The sequence below is a fragment of the Pseudarthrobacter sp. IC2-21 genome (assembly GCF_034048115.1).
GTDB classification, from domain to species: domain Bacteria; phylum Actinomycetota; class Actinomycetes; order Actinomycetales; family Micrococcaceae; genus Arthrobacter; species Arthrobacter naphthalenicus.
The window spans coordinates 1,678,987-1,692,945 of the sequence record NZ_CP139145.1 but is presented as its reverse complement, the minus strand read 5'-3'; the positions used below and the strand labels follow the sequence as shown (position 1 = coordinate 1,692,945).

General features: G+C 64.8%; 14 protein-coding genes. 5 read left to right on the top strand and 9 right to left on the bottom strand.

Going from position 1 to position 13,959, the window contains the following annotated elements:
* Positions 1–32: 32 nt before the first annotated feature.
* Positions 33–938, top strand: coding sequence for a 3-methyl-2-oxobutanoate hydroxymethyltransferase (gene panB / locus SBP01_RS07730; protein WP_275213579.1), 906 nt, complete (start codon positions 33–35; stop codon positions 936–938).
* On the opposite strand, the gene SBP01_RS07725 is transcribed toward panB, so the two are convergent.
* Both SBP01_RS07725 and SBP01_RS07720 read right to left on the bottom strand, forming a co-directional pair.
* On the bottom strand, positions 935–1,492 hold the full coding sequence (locus tag SBP01_RS07725; RefSeq protein WP_275213578.1) for a YceI family protein: 558 nt from the start codon (positions 1,490–1,492) through the stop codon (positions 935–937). The genes panB and SBP01_RS07725 overlap by 4 nt on opposite strands.
* A 32-nt stretch (positions 1,493–1,524) precedes the next feature.
* Complete coding sequence (locus SBP01_RS07720; RefSeq protein ID WP_255768462.1) at positions 1,525–1,689, bottom strand: SPOR domain-containing protein; 165 nt, start codon at positions 1,687–1,689, stop codon at positions 1,525–1,527.
* 119 nt (positions 1,690–1,808) lie between these two features.
* Here SBP01_RS07720 and map point away from each other — a divergent pair, with 119 nt between their 5' ends.
* From map to SBP01_RS07705, 3 genes are all read left to right on the top strand, one after another.
* Positions 1,809–2,687, top strand: a complete 879-nt coding sequence (gene map, locus SBP01_RS07715) for a type I methionyl aminopeptidase (protein WP_320538015.1) — start codon at positions 1,809–1,811, stop codon at positions 2,685–2,687.
* A 62-nt stretch (positions 2,688–2,749) separates the two neighbouring features.
* Positions 2,750–3,553, top strand: a complete 804-nt coding sequence (gene ppgK, locus SBP01_RS07710) for a polyphosphate--glucose phosphotransferase (protein WP_275213576.1) — start codon at positions 2,750–2,752, stop codon at positions 3,551–3,553.
* Positions 3,554–3,757: 204 nt separating this feature from the next.
* Complete coding sequence (locus SBP01_RS07705; RefSeq protein WP_275213574.1) at positions 3,758–4,753, top strand: patatin-like phospholipase family protein; 996 nt, start codon at positions 3,758–3,760, stop codon at positions 4,751–4,753.
* A 48-nt stretch (positions 4,754–4,801) separates the two neighbouring features.
* Here the strand turns inward: SBP01_RS07705 and nrdR are convergent, their stop codons facing one another.
* The 3 genes from nrdR to SBP01_RS07690 all read right to left on the bottom strand — a co-directional run bounded on the left by nrdR (position 4,802) and on the right by SBP01_RS07690 (position 7,359).
* Entirely contained in the window at positions 4,802–5,293 is a 492-nt protein-coding gene (nrdR, locus tag SBP01_RS07700; RefSeq protein WP_275213573.1) for a transcriptional regulator NrdR, read from the bottom strand.
* Between the two features lie 129 nt (positions 5,294–5,422).
* Positions 5,423–6,799, bottom strand: a complete 1,377-nt coding sequence (gene hisD / locus SBP01_RS07695) for a histidinol dehydrogenase (protein WP_320538014.1) — start codon at positions 6,797–6,799, stop codon at positions 5,423–5,425.
* A gap of 53 nt (positions 6,800–6,852) precedes the next feature.
* Complete coding sequence (locus SBP01_RS07690; protein WP_320538013.1) at positions 6,853–7,359, bottom strand: hypothetical protein; 507 nt, start codon at positions 7,357–7,359, stop codon at positions 6,853–6,855.
* A gap of 130 nt (positions 7,360–7,489) precedes the next feature.
* Here SBP01_RS07690 and SBP01_RS07685 point away from each other — a divergent pair, with 130 nt between their 5' ends.
* Positions 7,490–8,002 carry a flavin reductase family protein gene (locus SBP01_RS07685; protein ID WP_275213569.1) on the top strand — a complete coding sequence of 171 codons (513 nt, stop codon included), beginning with the start codon at positions 7,490–7,492 and terminating at the stop codon, positions 8,000–8,002.
* 12 nt (positions 8,003–8,014) lie between these two features.
* Here the strand turns inward: SBP01_RS07685 and dnaE are convergent, their stop codons facing one another.
* From dnaE to SBP01_RS07665, 4 genes are all read right to left on the bottom strand, one after another.
* Complete coding sequence (gene dnaE / locus SBP01_RS07680; RefSeq protein WP_320538012.1) at positions 8,015–11,572, bottom strand: DNA polymerase III subunit alpha; 3,558 nt, start codon at positions 11,570–11,572, stop codon at positions 8,015–8,017.
* A gap of 97 nt (positions 11,573–11,669) precedes the next feature.
* Positions 11,670–12,596 (bottom strand): RluA family pseudouridine synthase, encoded by a 927-nt coding sequence (locus SBP01_RS07675; RefSeq protein ID WP_320538011.1) that lies wholly within the window; start codon positions 12,594–12,596, stop codon positions 11,670–11,672.
* Positions 12,589–13,161 carry a signal peptidase II gene (gene lspA / locus SBP01_RS07670; protein WP_275213565.1) on the bottom strand — a complete coding sequence of 191 codons (573 nt, stop codon included), beginning with the start codon at positions 13,159–13,161 and terminating at the stop codon, positions 12,589–12,591. The genes SBP01_RS07675 and lspA overlap by 8 nt, the downstream gene beginning before the upstream one ends.
* A gap of 91 nt (positions 13,162–13,252) precedes the next feature.
* Positions 13,253–13,951, bottom strand: coding sequence for a DivIVA domain-containing protein (locus tag SBP01_RS07665; RefSeq protein WP_275213564.1), 699 nt, complete (start codon positions 13,949–13,951; stop codon positions 13,253–13,255).
* Positions 13,952–13,959 lie beyond the last annotated feature (8 nt).

The window sequence follows — 13,959 nt, the reverse complement described above, 5'->3', positions numbered from 1 at the left end:
TAGGAGCCTCGGTGCCGCACTACGCTCTTGCCATGGCCACAACCAATAGCTCCGGCTCAAGCGCGTCCGCTGAAGTACCCGCACCCTACGGAAACGGGCCCGCCGCCGCGCAGTCGCCGTCGTCGGGCGATCCCGCGAAGCCGGCGCCGCGGGTCCGCCTCCACCATCTGCAGCAGGCCAAGCGTGACGGCACCAGGTTTGCCATGCTGACCGCCTACGAGCAGTACAGTGCCGAGATTTTCGATCAGGCCGGCATTGAGGTTCTTCTGGTGGGAGACTCCGCCTCCAACAACGTCTTCGGCAACGAAACGAGCCTGCCGGTGACGGTGGATGAACTCCTCCCGCTCTGCCGGGCGGTGGCCCGCTCGGCGAAGCGCGCCCTGGTGGTGGCGGACCTGCCATTCGGCAGCTATGAAGTCTCCCCCCAGCAGGCCGTGGCAACCGGCGTCCGGTTCCTCAAGGAAGGCCTGGCACACGCGGTCAAAATGGAGGGCGGCAAGTACTACGCGGAAACCGTTCAGGCAATGGTGCAGGCGGGAATCCCCGTCATGGCCCACATCGGATTCACCCCGCAAAGTGAGCACGCGCTGGGCGGCTACCGGGTCCAGGGCCGCGGCGAGGACGCCCAGAGGTTGATTGACGACGCCGTCGCGCTGGCTGACGCGGGCGCGTTCAGTGTCCTGATGGAAATGGTGCCCGCGGAGACCGCGGCTGCCGTCGACGCCGCCATCGACGTTCCGACGGTGGGCATCGGAGCCGGCAACGTCACCACCGGCCAGGTGCTGGTGTGGCAGGACATGGCCGGGCTGCGGGGCGGGCGGATGGCGAAGTTCGTGAAGCAGTACGCCGATCTCCGCACCACCCTCGGCGACGCTGCCCGGGCGTACGGCGAGGACGTCCGCTCCGGACAGTTCCCCGGCCCTGAGCACTCGTTCTAGCCGTCCTCCACCTTGATGGCGGACACCTCGAATTCCAGGGTGATTTTGTCCGACACCAGGACCCCGCCGGAGTCCAGCGTGGTGTTCCATTTGAGCCCGAAATCCTGGCGGTTGATGCGGCGGGAGCCTTCAAAGCCGGCACGGAGGTTCCCCATGGGATCGCGCTCGACGCCCATGAAATCGATCGGAATCGAGACCTCGCGGGTAACGCCCCGGATGGTGACGCTGCCGCTGACAATAAAGTGCCCCTCGTCCACCTGATCGACCCGGTCGCTCACAAACGTGATTTCCGGAAAGTTGGGGGCATCGAAGAAGTCGTTGGTCCGCAGGTGCTGGTCGCGGTCCGCATTGCGGGTATCGATGCTCGCGACCTTGATGGTCAGCTGCACGGCCGAGCGTTCGGGGGCATCCGGATCGACGGTGATGGTGCCCTCGAAGTCGTTAAAGGCACCGCGGACTTTAGTGACCATGGCATGGCGGGTGGAAAAACCAATTCGCGTGTGCGCCGGGTCGAATCGCCACTGCCCTGCGTATTCAGGTTTGATATCAGCCATGTCGTGCCTCTCTGCGGTGCCAGCGGATCCGGTCAGTCTTCTTCGCCTTTGTCCCAGGCTTCGTTGCGGGCGCGGACCTTCTCCAAGGCATGTTCCGCCTCTTCGCGTGTCTTGTAGGGGCCAATCAGCTGGCTCCAGTCAGACAGCGCGTCCTCTTCCACCTCGTGGGTGTTCACGTTATACCAGTACTCAGTCATCGATGCTCCTCATTCCGGCTAAAGGATCCCCGCTGTGATCCACGTAACTTAACAACAGATGCGCGAAGGTTGGGGGCTTCCATTACTTGGCGTTCTGCGGTGCCTTATATGATCAATGTATGCCTTCCCTTGCCTCCACTGCACCTACCGGAACCCTGACCAGGGGAACCGTCAGCCCGCAGCTCCCCGTTCCGCCGTCCATCCCGCGGCCGGAGTACGTGGGCAAGCCCGGTCCTGCGAAGTTCACGGGCTCGGAGGTCAAGTCGGCTGAAACTGTCGAAAAAATCCGGATTGCCAGCAAGATCGCCGCCCAGGCCATTGTTGAAGTGGGAAAGCACATCCGGCCGGGAGTCACCACTGACCAGCTGGACAAAGTGGGCCACGAGTTCCTGCTGGACCATAAGGCGTACCCGTCCACCCTGGGCTACCGGGGATTTCCGAAGTCCTTGTGCGCCTCGCTTAATGAGGTCATCTGCCATGGCATCCCCGACAGCACGGTGGTCCGGGACGGCGACATCATCAACATCGACATCACAGCGTTCATCAACGGCGTGCATGGCGATACCAACTACACTTTTTTGGTCGGAGATGTCGACGACGAATCACGGCTGCTGGTGGAGCGCACCCACGAGTCGCTGAACCGCGCCATCAAGGCCGTGGCGCCGGGCCGCGAAATCAACGTGATCGGACGGGCCATCCAGTCCTACGCGAAGCGCTTTGGCTACGGGGTGGTGCGGGACTTCACCGGCCACGGCGTGGGGGAAGCCTTCCACACCGGCCTGATCATTCCGCACTACGATGCCGCCCCCGCGTACAGCACTGTGATCGAGCCCGGAATGGTGTTCACCATCGAACCGATGCTCACCCTCGGCACCGTCGAATGGGACATGTGGGAAGACGACTGGACAGTTGTCACCCGTGACCACAAGCGGACCGCCCAGTTTGAACACACGCTGCTGGTAACGGACTCCGGCGCCGAAATCCTTACGCTCCCCTAATTTTCCCCAGACCCGGTCAGCCGCCCGGCCTGCCCGCCCGCCCTGCCACGAACGGAACAACATTGGCCAAGAAGGACGAGAAGTCGCACAAAAAATCCCCGCTGATCGGCATCGACATCGGCGGGACAGGGATCAAGGGCGGCATCGTCGACTTGAAGAAGGGCAAACTGCTGGGCGAGAGGTTCCGCGTCGCCACTCCGCAGCCCGCCACCCCGGAGGCCGTGGCCGAGGTGGTGGCACAGGTTGTGGCCGAGCTGTCCAGCCGGCCCGAGGCCCCGGACGCCAAATCACCGGTAGGTGTCACGTTCCCGGGCATCATCCAGCACGGTGTGGTGCACTCGGCAGCGAATGTGGATAAGAGCTGGCTCAACACGGACATCGACGCCCTCCTCACGGCCCGCCTCGGCCGTCCGGTTGAGGTCATCAACGACGCCGACGCCGCCGGACTCGCTGAGGCGCGCTACGGCGCCGGTGCCGGGGTTGACGGCACGGTCCTGGTCATCACCCTGGGCACCGGAATCGGATCCGCCTTCATCTTCAACGGCAACCTGGTCCCGAACGCCGAGCTGGGCCACCTGGAAATTGACGGCTTCGACGCCGAGACCAAAGCCTCTGCCGTGGCCCGCGAGCGGGACGGCCTCAGCTGGGAGCAATACAGCGTGCTGCTGCAGCGCTACTTCTCCCATGTCGAGTTCCTTTTCTCGCCGGAGCTGTTCATTGTGGGCGGCGGGATCTCCAAGCGGGCGGACGAGTACTTGCCGAACCTGAAGCTGCGCACCCCCATCGTCCCTGCCGAGCTGAAGAACGAAGCGGGAATTGTGGGTGCCGCGGTCGAAATCGCCGTCAAGCATAAGCTCACCAAGTAGCCCCCTGCTCGGCCGGAAGCGGCACAGCGTCATTGCGCACACCTAGCTACTGTGCGAATATTCGTGTAATCGTCACCAATCGCAGGAGGTGGGACCCCATGAACGCAGTATCAGCAATGGGCACTCCCCTGCCGGCCAGGATTTCACGACTGAGGTAGTCGTCTCAGGGAGCGCCCGCCAGGCAATTCGAGAACGGCGACTCCCATGAACACAACACCTTTTTCCACCCGGCACATCAACCCAACCCCGGCTTCTCCAGGGCCGCAGTGCGGCCAGGATCAGGCGCAGGCCGCGGCCTCCCCGCGGGAAGGGGCCGCGGGTGACCGCGCGCTGGTCCTCGGCGGCGGAGGCTCCACCGGGAACGCCTGGCTGATCGGCGTGATCGCCGGCCTGTTCGAGGCCGGGCTCGATGTGACCCGCGCAGAGCTGACCATCGGGACGTCGGCCGGATCGACAGCCGCGGCCCAGATCGCCGGCGCCGGCCCGGCCGAACTTCTCGCCGCCATCCTGGCCGAGGTTCCCCGGCAAGGGACCCGACCCGCCCCCTCCCCCGACGCCCGCGTCCCCCTCAAGCCGGTCACAGACCACCTGGAGAGAACGAACAGGCTCATCGGCGCAGCACAGGACGCGGCTGACATGCGCCGCAGAATGGGCGCAGCGGCACTCGGGATGGAATCGGCGTCGGACGTCTCCGGGCAAGCGAGGTGGCGCGCCACCGTCGCCGCCCGGCTGCCCGGCCAAAGCTGGCCGGAACAGCGCGTGCTCATCACGGCGGTCGACGCCCATACCGGCGAACCTGTGGTGTTCGACCGCACCAGCGGAGTCAGCCTGGTGGACGCAGTCGCTGCCAGCTGTGCCAGCGGTTTCGCGTACGGCATCGGGGACAACCGGTACATCGACGGCGGCTACCGGCGATCCAGCGAGAACGCCGACCTGGCGGCCGGATGCGGGCGGGTGCTGGTGCTCTCACCCTTCGGCGGGAGGGCGCGGACGCCAAAGGAGTGGGGCCTGCACCTTGCAGCCCAGGTCGGGGAGCTGCGCGCAGGCGGGAGCAAAGTCGAAACGGTCTTCCCTGCCGGCGACGCCGAACACCTGTTTGGCGCCAAGGCGATGGATCCGTCACTGCGTCCGGCCGCCGCCCGCGCCGGGCACAACCAGGGCAGGTTCCTTGCGGACCGGCTCAGCGAATTCTGGGGGTAAAACGGCCATGGTCTTCCTCGGCCACCGGGCAGCGCCTGCGGTGGGCTTCTACGAGGTCCGGGCGGCCTTCGCAGCGGGGCTGACGGTTTCTCCAACCGACTCGTGCCGCAACAGGGCAATGGCCGTCTCGAAGTCCTCCAGGGATTCGAAGGCCTGGTACACGCTGGCGAAACGCAGGTACGCAACCTGGTCAAGCTTCTGCAGCGGACCCAGGATCACAAGGCCCACTTCGTGCGCCTCGATCTCAGCAGCCCCGGAGGCACGGATCTGTTCCTCCACCTCCTGGGCAAGGAGCGCAAGGTCATCCTCACTCACCGGCCGGCCCTGGCACGCTTTACGGACGCCGTTGATGACTTTGCTGCGGCTGAATGGTTCACCCACGCCTGAGCGCTTGATGACCGACAGGCTGGTGGTTTCCACCGTGGTGAACCTGCGACCGCACTCGGGGCACTGCCGGCGCCGCCTGATGGCGGAGCCGTCGTCCGCCATGCGGCTGTCCACAACACGGGAGTCCGGATTACGGCAAAACGGACAATACACGGTGGCGCCTCCCTCAGTGGCAACTTGTCCCTACAAGTGCATCTTACGTCACAATGGGGGAGGTAACCACTATATGTAGTGTTAAGAAGGACTACATGTTGTGCTTCTGAGTCGGGGCAGGGTCCGGAATCAGGCAGTCCCGCCGAAGCGTGCCGTCACTGCCTCACCATGCGCCGGCAGGTCCTCTGCGCCGGACAAACTGAGAATGTGGCTGCTGACTTCCTGCAAGGCGGCCCGGCTGTAATTGACCACCTGAATGGCCCGAAGGAACGTGGTCACATTCAGGCCGGAGGAGAACGCCGCCGTACCGCTGGTGGGCAGGACGTGGTTCGAGCCCGCACAGTAGTCGCCCAGGCTGACGGGACTGTAGTCCCCGACGAAGATGGCGCCTGCATTCCGGATCCTGGCGGCCACCGCGGCGGCGTCGGCGGTCATGATCTCCAGGTGCTCCGCAGCATAGGCATCGCAGGCTGCCACGCCCTGGTCGAGGTCCTCCACCAGCACAACGCCGGACTGAGGCCCGGACAGCGCCTCACATACCCTGGCGGAGTGCTTGGTGCGGGCCGACTGCCGGTCCAGCTCGGTGCGGACCGCCGCGGCAAGGTCCTCGGAATCAGTGATCAGTACCGACGCTGCTTTGGGATCATGCTCGGCCTGGCTGATCAGGTCGGCCGCCACCAGGGCCGGCTGCGCGGAGGAATCGGCCAGGATGGCGATCTCCGTCGTCCCGGCCTCGGAATCGATGCCCACCACGCCCTTGACAAGCCGTTTCGCCGTGGCCACAAAGATGTTTCCAGGACCGGTGACCACGTCCACGGGCTCCAGGGCGGGTCCCGCATCGGAAGCCTCCACGCCGTAGGCGAAGGCCGCGATGGCCTGCGCGCCGCCGATCGCATACACCTCGCTGATGCCCAGCAGGGCCGCCGCGGCAAGAATGGTGGGGTGGGGAAGGCCGCCGAAGTCTTTTTGGGGAGGCGACGCAAGGGCGATGGATTCCACTCCCGCAGCCAGGGCGGGGACCACGTTCATGATGACCGAGGACGGGTAGACCGCCAGGCCTCCCGGGACGTAGAGACCCACGCGCGAAACCGGCACCCACTTCTGGCTCACGAGGGCGCCGTCGCCGAGTTCGACGTCGACGCCGCGGGGCCGCTGCCCGTCCGCGAACTGCCGCGCCCGGCTGATGGATTCTTCCAGGGCACGGCGGACTGCAGGGTCCAGCTCCGCCAGGGCCCGGGCCAGTGCATCGGCCGGGACCCGGGGGTGCACCTGGTCAACTCCGTCGAACTGCCTGGCAAGGTCGCCGAGGGCGGCGAAGCCCCGCTGGCGGACCGCGTCGATGATGTGCAGGACCTTTTCCTCCGCGTCCGCCACGGTGTTCTGCCTGGCGCGGGGCACCGCGGCACGCAGGCCGGCCAAGGTCAGTCCCTTCCCACGCAGGTCGACCGTGCGGAAGTTGACGGTTGCGGTTGGCGGGGTTGCTGGAGATGCAGAAGAAATGGTCACCCGTTCATTTTACGCGCCGGGCACACCGTGTTCGGCCTGGGTGCACCCCGGTGCTACTGATGCATTCCCGTGTCCGGCCCCTTCCTGAGCAGGTTGAGCAGGTTCAGGGCAAACACTGACACTGCCGTTGCAGCCGGCCACAGCAGCAGTACGGACAGGGATCGGAGGGAGAACGCCACACTGGCGTTGATGGCGGCATCCACGGGCGCACCCCACACCCGGCCGGCCAACACACCCGTTTGCCAGGCGATGACCGCGCCCAGGAGACCGCCTGCCAGGCTGAGAAGAAAGGCCTGCCGCTCCGCGCCGCCCCGCTTTTCGGTGAGGAACACGGCCATGAGGCACCCGCCGAAGACCAGGAGGCCGGCGAGGGTCAGGTCCCGCGGCAGCCACACCTCCGGGTTGGTCCCGTTTCCCAAGGCGGGATTGCGGGTGATCAGGTTCAGCCCGCCGGGAGCGAGCAGCCACCACAGCAGTCCGAGCGGAACACCACCGGCCGCGGCTGCACCAAACCATGTCCATGGCAGCCGGGCGGAAGGCGGACTGTTGTGTTTTTCCATGAAACAAACCTTAACAAAGGCAGCTGCGTGTGGCCGCATGACGTGCGTGGTGCGCCGATTCCGCTGTTCAGCGGCGGAGCAATACGCTTAAGGAAGAATTCATGAAGCATGTCTAGGGAGCAACTCAACAATGTCAGATGCAGTGCCGCCAGATGCAGTGCCGTTTGAGGGCACGTTCAAGGAAATGTTCCGGCGCCACGCTGCCGGCGTCGCGATCATCACGGTGAACTACAAGGGCGAGCCGTACGGCTTCACGGCCACGTCCGTGGCATCGCTCTCAGCCCAGCCGCCGCGGTTCACCTTCAACATGGCCCGCAGCTCGCGCTCCTGGCCGGCGGTGGCCAACGCCACCCACCTTGGCGTCCATATGCTGGGTCTGGAGAACCAGGCCCTGGCCGACCGCTTCGCCCGCACCAAGGACCGGTTCGTCGGAGATCACTGGGAAATGGGACCGCACGATGTCCCGGTTCTCAAGGATGTTGCCGGCTGGCTGATCGGCAAGATCCAGATGCGTCTCTCCTTCGAGAACAACGCCGTGGTGGTCGTGGAAGTGGTCGCTGGCGCCGTGGGCGCGGACGGCACGCCGCTCCTGTACCACTCCGGCAGTTATGGCCAGCCCGTCCCGCTGGACTACGAAATCTAGACCGGCTGTTCCTTAGTAGTCCAGGCAGGTCGGCCCGAGCAGGACCTTCAGGTCCCCGAACAGTGACGGGCTTGGGTTGACCCTGAGGTGCACGGGCAGGGCCATGACTTCGGTCCGGGTATCCCCCTGCAGATGCAGCCGGACCTCCGAATTCCCGCGATGGTTCCGCAGGACGTCCCCGAGTTCGGTCACCACGGCCTCGGTGGCCTTATGGGTGGGCATCGATATCTGCAGCGGACCGTTTGTTCCCTCGCTGAGGTCCGGAACGGAGAGTTCCATGCAGTTCAGGGTGACTGCACCGTCGTCGCGCCGTTGCAGGCGCCCCTTGACCACCACAATCAGGTCCTCGGCCAGGACCGAAGCGATGGGCCCGTAGACCTGGCCGAAGAACATGACCTCCATGGAGCCGCCAAGGTCCTCGATTTCGGCGCGTGCGTAGGCGTTCCCGCTCGCCTTGGCGATCCGGCGGCTCAGTGACGTGATCATGCCGGAGATCGTGACAATCGCGCCGTCGTGCGGGCCGTCTTCGGCAATGATCGACGTGATGCTCTGGTCCGCGTGCTGGCTGAGGAGTCCTTCCAGTCCCTGCAGCGGGTGGTCCGAAACGTACAGGCCCAGCATGTCCCGTTCGAAGGACAGCTTGTCCTTCTTCTCCCACTCCGGCAGGTCGGGAATCTCAATGCTCAGGGAGGCCTCCGACTCGGCCTCCTCGAAACCGGCGAACAGGTCGAACTGGCCGATCGCCTCGTTGCGTTTGAGGGTGATGACCGAGTCGATCGCCTCTTCGTGGATCATCGCCAGGGCACGCCGGTGGTGGTTCAGGGAATCGAAGGCCCCGGCCTTGATCAGCGATTCAATGGTGCGTTTGTTGCACACCACGGCCGGAACCTTCACCAGGTAGTCCTTGAAGGACGTGTAGGCGCCTTCCTTTTCGCGCGCAGCCACCATGGCTTCGACGGCGTTGACCCCCACGTTGCGGATGGCTCCCATGCCGAAGCGGATGTCGTTGCCCACCGGGGTGAAGTTCAGGGCGGACTCGTTGACGTCCGGCGGCAGCACGGTGATGCCCATGCGCCGGCACTCATTGAGGTAGATTGCCGATTTGTCCTTGTCGTCACCCACGGAGGTCAGCAGCGCCGCCATGTACTCCGGCGCGTAGTGCGCCTTCAGGTACGCCGTCCAGTAGGAGATCACGCCGTACGCGGCCGAGTGCGCCTTGTTGAAGGCATAGTCGGAGAACGGAAGCAGGATGTCCCACAGTGTCTTGACCGCTTCCATGGAATAGCCGTTGTCCTGCATGCCCTGGGAGAACCCGGCGAACTGCTTATCCAGTTCCGATTTCTTCTTTTTGCCCATCGCGCGCCGGAGGATGTCAGCCTGGCCCAGGGAATAGCCGGCGAGTTTCTGCGCCACCGCCATAACCTGCTCCTGGTACACGATCAGGCCGTACGTTCCGCCCAGGATCTCCGCGAGGGGTTCCTTGAGCTCGGGATGGATGGGAATGACTTCCTGGATCCCGTTCTTGCGGAGGGCATAGTCCGTGTGTGCGTTGGCACCCATGGGGCCGGGACGGTAGAGCGCCAGCACAGCGGAGATGTCTTCGAAGTTGTCAGGCTTCATCAGCTTCAGGAGCGCGCGCATGGGGCCGCCGTCGAGCTGGAAGACGCCCAGGGTGTCGCCGCGGGCCATCAGTTCGTACGAGGCGGTGTCGTCCAGGGCCAGGCTGTCCAGGTCCAGGTCATGGCCGCGGTTGAGCTTGATGTTCTCCAGGGCGTCCGAGATGATCGTCAGGTTTCGCAGACCCAGGAAGTCCATCTTGATCAGCCCCAGGCCTTCGCAGGTGGGGTAATCGAACTGCGTGATCACCTGCCCGTCCTGGATGCGGCGCATGATGGGGATGACGTCGATGATGGGGTCCGAGGACATGATGACACCGGCGGCGTGGACGCCCCACTGCCGCTTCAGCCCCTCGATGCCGAGCGCCGTCTCGAAGACCTTCGCGGCTTCGGGATCGGTGCTGATCAGCTGCCGGAAGTCGCCGGCCTCGCTGTACCGCTTGGAGTCCTTATTTTGGATATCAGCAAGCGGAATGTCTTTGGCCATGACCGCCGGGGGCAGCGCCTTGGTGAGCTGCTCACCCATGCTGAACGGGTAGCCCAGCACGCGGGAGGAGTCCTTGAGTGCCTGTTTGGTTTTGATGGTGCCGTAGGTGACGATCATGGCCACGCGCTCGTCGCCGTACTTGCGGGTGACGTAGTCGATCACCTCGGACCGGCGCCGATCATCGAAGTCGACGTCGAAGTCGGGCATGGAAACGCGGTCCGGGTTCAGGAAGCGCTCGAAGATCAGGCCGTGGTGCAGCGGATCGAGGTCGGTGATCCGCATGGCGTAGGCAACCATGGAACCGGCGCCCGAGCCACGGCCCGGGCCCACGCGGATGCCGTTGTTCTTCGCCCAGTTGATGAAGTCGGCCACCACTAGGAAGTAGCCGGGGAACCCCATGGAGGTGATGACTTCGAGCTCGTAGTCGGCCTGCGTGCGGACCTTGTCCGGCACGCCTCCTGGGTAACGGAATTCCAGGCCGGTGGCCACCTCCTTGACCAACCACGAGGTTTCGTCCTCGCCCGGGGGGCAGGGGAAGCGGGGCATGTAGTTGGCGCCGGTGTTGAACGAGACCTCGCACCGCTCCGCGATCAGCAGGGTGTTGTCGCACGCGTCCGGGTGGTCCCGGAACAGCTCCCGCATCTCCTGCGGGGATTTGAGGTAGTAGCCGCTGCCGGAGAACGCAAAGCGGGAACCGCCGTTGTCGTACGTGGGTTCGAGCAGCGTTGAACCGGACTGGATGGCAAGCAGCGCCTCATGGGCCTTGGCGTCGTGCTCGTGGGTGTAATGAAGGTCGTTGGTGGCCACCAGCGGCAGGTTCAGGTCCTTGGCCAGCCGGAGCAGGTCGCCGGTGACCCGGCGTTCGATATCCAGCCCGTGGTCCATCAGTTCGCAGAAGTAGTTCTCGGCGCCGAAAATGTCACGGAACTCCGCGGCGGCCTCTACGGCCTCCCGGTACTGGCCCAGGCGAAGCCGGGTCTGGACCTCACCCGACGGGCAGCCGGTGGTGGCGATCAGGCCTTCGGAGTAGGTGTTGAGGAGTTCGCGGTCCAGCCGCGGCCACTTGCCGAAGACAGCGTCCAGCGAGGCGATGGAGGACGCGCGGAAGAGGTTCCGCATCCCGGCGTTGTTGTAACTCAGCAGCGTCATGTGGGTATATGAACCACCGCCGGAAATGTCGTCTTTCCGCTGGTGTTCCTCACCCCAGCGCACACGGCTTTTGTCCGTGCGCGCGGTCCCGGGGGTCACATACGCTTCGACGCCGATGATCGGCTTAATGCCCTGGTCCGTGGCACGCTTCCAGAAATCGAACGCGCCGAACAGGTAGCCGTGGTCGGTAGTGGCGAGGGCCGGCATGCCGAGGCGTTCGGTTTCATCGAAGAGCTCCCCCAGACGGGCGGCGCCGTCCAGCATGGAATATTCGGTGTGGTTGTGGAGATGGACGAACGAGGCATTGCTGGAAGTCACCGGACCATTCTAAGCGCTGCGGGTGAGCCGGCTGCCCAGCGACGCAGTGACCCTGAACGCAACGGCCCGGCGTCGCTCGCCTCTCGGGGCCGCGTGGCTAGGCCTGGCCCGACTCCAGGATTTCCAAGGCGTAGGCGAGGTCCTGCGGATATTCGCTGGTGACGGTCACGCGCTCACCGGTCACCGGGTGGTCAAAACCGAGTTGGCGCGCATGCAGCCACTGCCGTGTCAGGCCCAGGGTCGCGGCCAGCCGCGGATCGGCGCCGTACGTCAGATCGCCGGCACAAGGGTGGCGCAGGGCGGAGAAGTGCACCCGGATCTGGTGTGTGCGCCCCGTTTCCAGATGCACTTCAACCAGGGTCGCCTTGCCGAACGCTTCAAGGACCTCATAGTGCGTCACGGACGGACGCCCGTCCTCGATCACGGCAAAGCGCCAGTCATGCCCGGGATGGCGCCCGATCGGGGCGTCAATGGTGCCTTCCAGCGGATCCGGGAGCCCCTGGACCACGGCATGGTAGACCTTGTCCACGGTGCGCTCCTTGAACGCGCGTTTGAGGGCGGTGTAGGCGCGCTCGGTTTTGGCCACCACCATCACGCCGGACGTGCCGACGTCGAGCCTGTGCACGATCCCCACCCGCTCCGGCGCGCCTGAGGTGGAAATGCGGTAACCGGCCCCGGCGAGCCCGCCCACCACGGTGGGTCCCACCCAGCCGGGCGACGGATGCGCGGCTACCCCGACCGGCTTGTCCACAACAACAAAATCGTCGTCGTCGAGCAGGATTTTCAGGCCTTCCACAACTTCCTCCACCACTTCGAGCGGGTCCCGTCGTTCAGGCACCGTCACTTCCAGGACATCCCCCGCCACCAGGCGTGCCGACTTGCCAAGTTTTTTGCCGCGGCACAGCACGTTTCCTTCGGCAATCAGGGTCGCCGCCAGCGAGCGTGAGATCCCCATCAGCCCGGCGAGCCCGGCGTCTGCACGGGTTCCGTTGAATTCATCGGCCACCACCACCTGCTCAGGCATCGTCGGCCTTCTCCTTGGACGCAGCAACGTGCCGCGAGCCGTCCAGCGAGATCCCCCGCAGCGTCAGGATGCAGATAATGGACACCGCGGAGACCACCGCGGAGTCGGCGATGTTGAATATCGCAAAGTTGGGCAGCTGGATGAAGTCCACCACGTGCCCCATGGCGAATGAAGGCTCCCGGAACAAGCGGTCCGTCAGGTTGCCCAGCGCACCGCCGAGGAGTAGGCCTAGTGCCAGGGCCCACCAGGCCGAGCCGAGCTTGCGGACCTGGAACAGGATCGCAATCGAAACGCCTGCCATGATGATGGAGAACACCCACGTCACGTTCTCGCCGATGGAAAAGGCGGCGCCGGAGTTCCGGATGAAGTACCAGTGCAGCAGCGGCGGCAGCACGGGGATGCGCTCCCCCTCCACCATGGTGGAGGTCACCCATATTTTGGTCAGCTGGTCAAAGGCGTAGGCAAACGCTGCGAAGCCCGCAAAAAGCAGGAGCAGGAGCCTTTTCCGGGGCCGGGGTGATGATGGCGCGGGATGTGCTGCGTCAGCGGCGAGGTCGTCAGTCATGGTGCTTTCATTTGTAAAACCGATGTTAATCACAAAAGCCGGCGGCCGAGGAATCCTCAGCCACCGGCTTTCAGAATACGTGCTTGACGGACTAGTTGTTCGCCTCGACCTCAGGCGCTGCAACGGAGCCGCGGGCGTCAAGGTCGCGCAGCTGGCCTTCAATGTAGGCCTTCAGGCGTGAACGGTAATCGCGCTCGAATCCGCGGAGCTGCTCAACCTTGCGCTCCAGGACGGAGCGCTGCTGCTCCAGGGCACCAAGGATCTTGCGGGACTTCTCCTGGGCATCGTTTACCAGGCTGCTGGCTTCGATCTGGGCCTCGGCGATGATCTTGTCCTTCTGGGACTGGCCATCCGCCACGTGACGGTCGTGCATCTGCTGCGCCATGGCAAGCAGGCCTGCGGCAGACTCGGCGGAAACGCTGTTCCCCGCGGCGGGTGCAGGAGCGGCAGCCGGAACGGCCGCAACAGCGGCGACGGGCTCGGCTTCCTTCTTCTTCGGAGCCTCGGCAACCTTGGTCTCGGCTTCGGCCTTGGCCGGAGCTTCGGCCTTGTCGGCCTTGACGGGCGCAGGGACCTTCTCAACCACGGGGGCGGCGGCAGCGGAGCTGGCCGGCACAGCAGAACCGGACTCGGCAAGCTTCTTGCGGAGTTCGTCGTTCTCCTGGTTCAGGCGCCTGAGTTCCACGACGATCTCGTCCAGGAAGTCGTCAACTTCGTCCTGGTCATAGCCTTCGCGGAACTTGGTCGGCTGAAAGCGCTTGTTGACAACGTCTTCTGGCGTCAAAGCCATCTGGTCAC

Excerpts from the sequence above, each read along its gene's own strand:
- SBP01_RS07720 (WP_255768462.1), bottom strand. The coding sequence starts at position 1,689 with ATGACTGAGTACTGGTATAACGTGAACACCCACGAGGTGGAAGAGGAC.
- SBP01_RS07685 (WP_275213569.1), top strand. The coding sequence starts at position 7,490 with ATGTCAGATGCAGTGCCGCCAGATGCAGTGCCGTTTGAGGGCACGTTC.
- SBP01_RS07725 (WP_275213578.1), bottom strand. The coding sequence starts at position 1,492 with ATGGCTGATATCAAACCTGAATACGCAGGGCAGTGGCGATTCGACCCG.
- panB (WP_275213579.1), top strand. The coding sequence starts at position 33 with ATGGCCACAACCAATAGCTCCGGCTCAAGCGCGTCCGCTGAAGTACCC.
- map (WP_320538015.1), top strand. The coding sequence starts at position 1,809 with ATGCCTTCCCTTGCCTCCACTGCACCTACCGGAACCCTGACCAGGGGA.
- SBP01_RS07675 (WP_320538011.1), bottom strand. The coding sequence starts at position 12,596 with ATGCCTGAGCAGGTGGTGGTGGCCGATGAATTCAACGGAACCCGTGCA.
- lspA (WP_275213565.1), bottom strand. The coding sequence starts at position 13,161 with ATGACTGACGACCTCGCCGCTGACGCAGCACATCCCGCGCCATCATCA.
- SBP01_RS07665 (WP_275213564.1), bottom strand. The coding sequence starts at position 13,951 with ATGGCTTTGACGCCAGAAGACGTTGTCAACAAGCGCTTTCAGCCGACC.
- SBP01_RS07705 (WP_275213574.1), top strand. The coding sequence starts at position 3,758 with ATGAACACAACACCTTTTTCCACCCGGCACATCAACCCAACCCCGGCT.
- SBP01_RS07690 (WP_320538013.1), bottom strand. The coding sequence starts at position 7,359 with ATGGAAAAACACAACAGTCCGCCTTCCGCCCGGCTGCCATGGACATGG.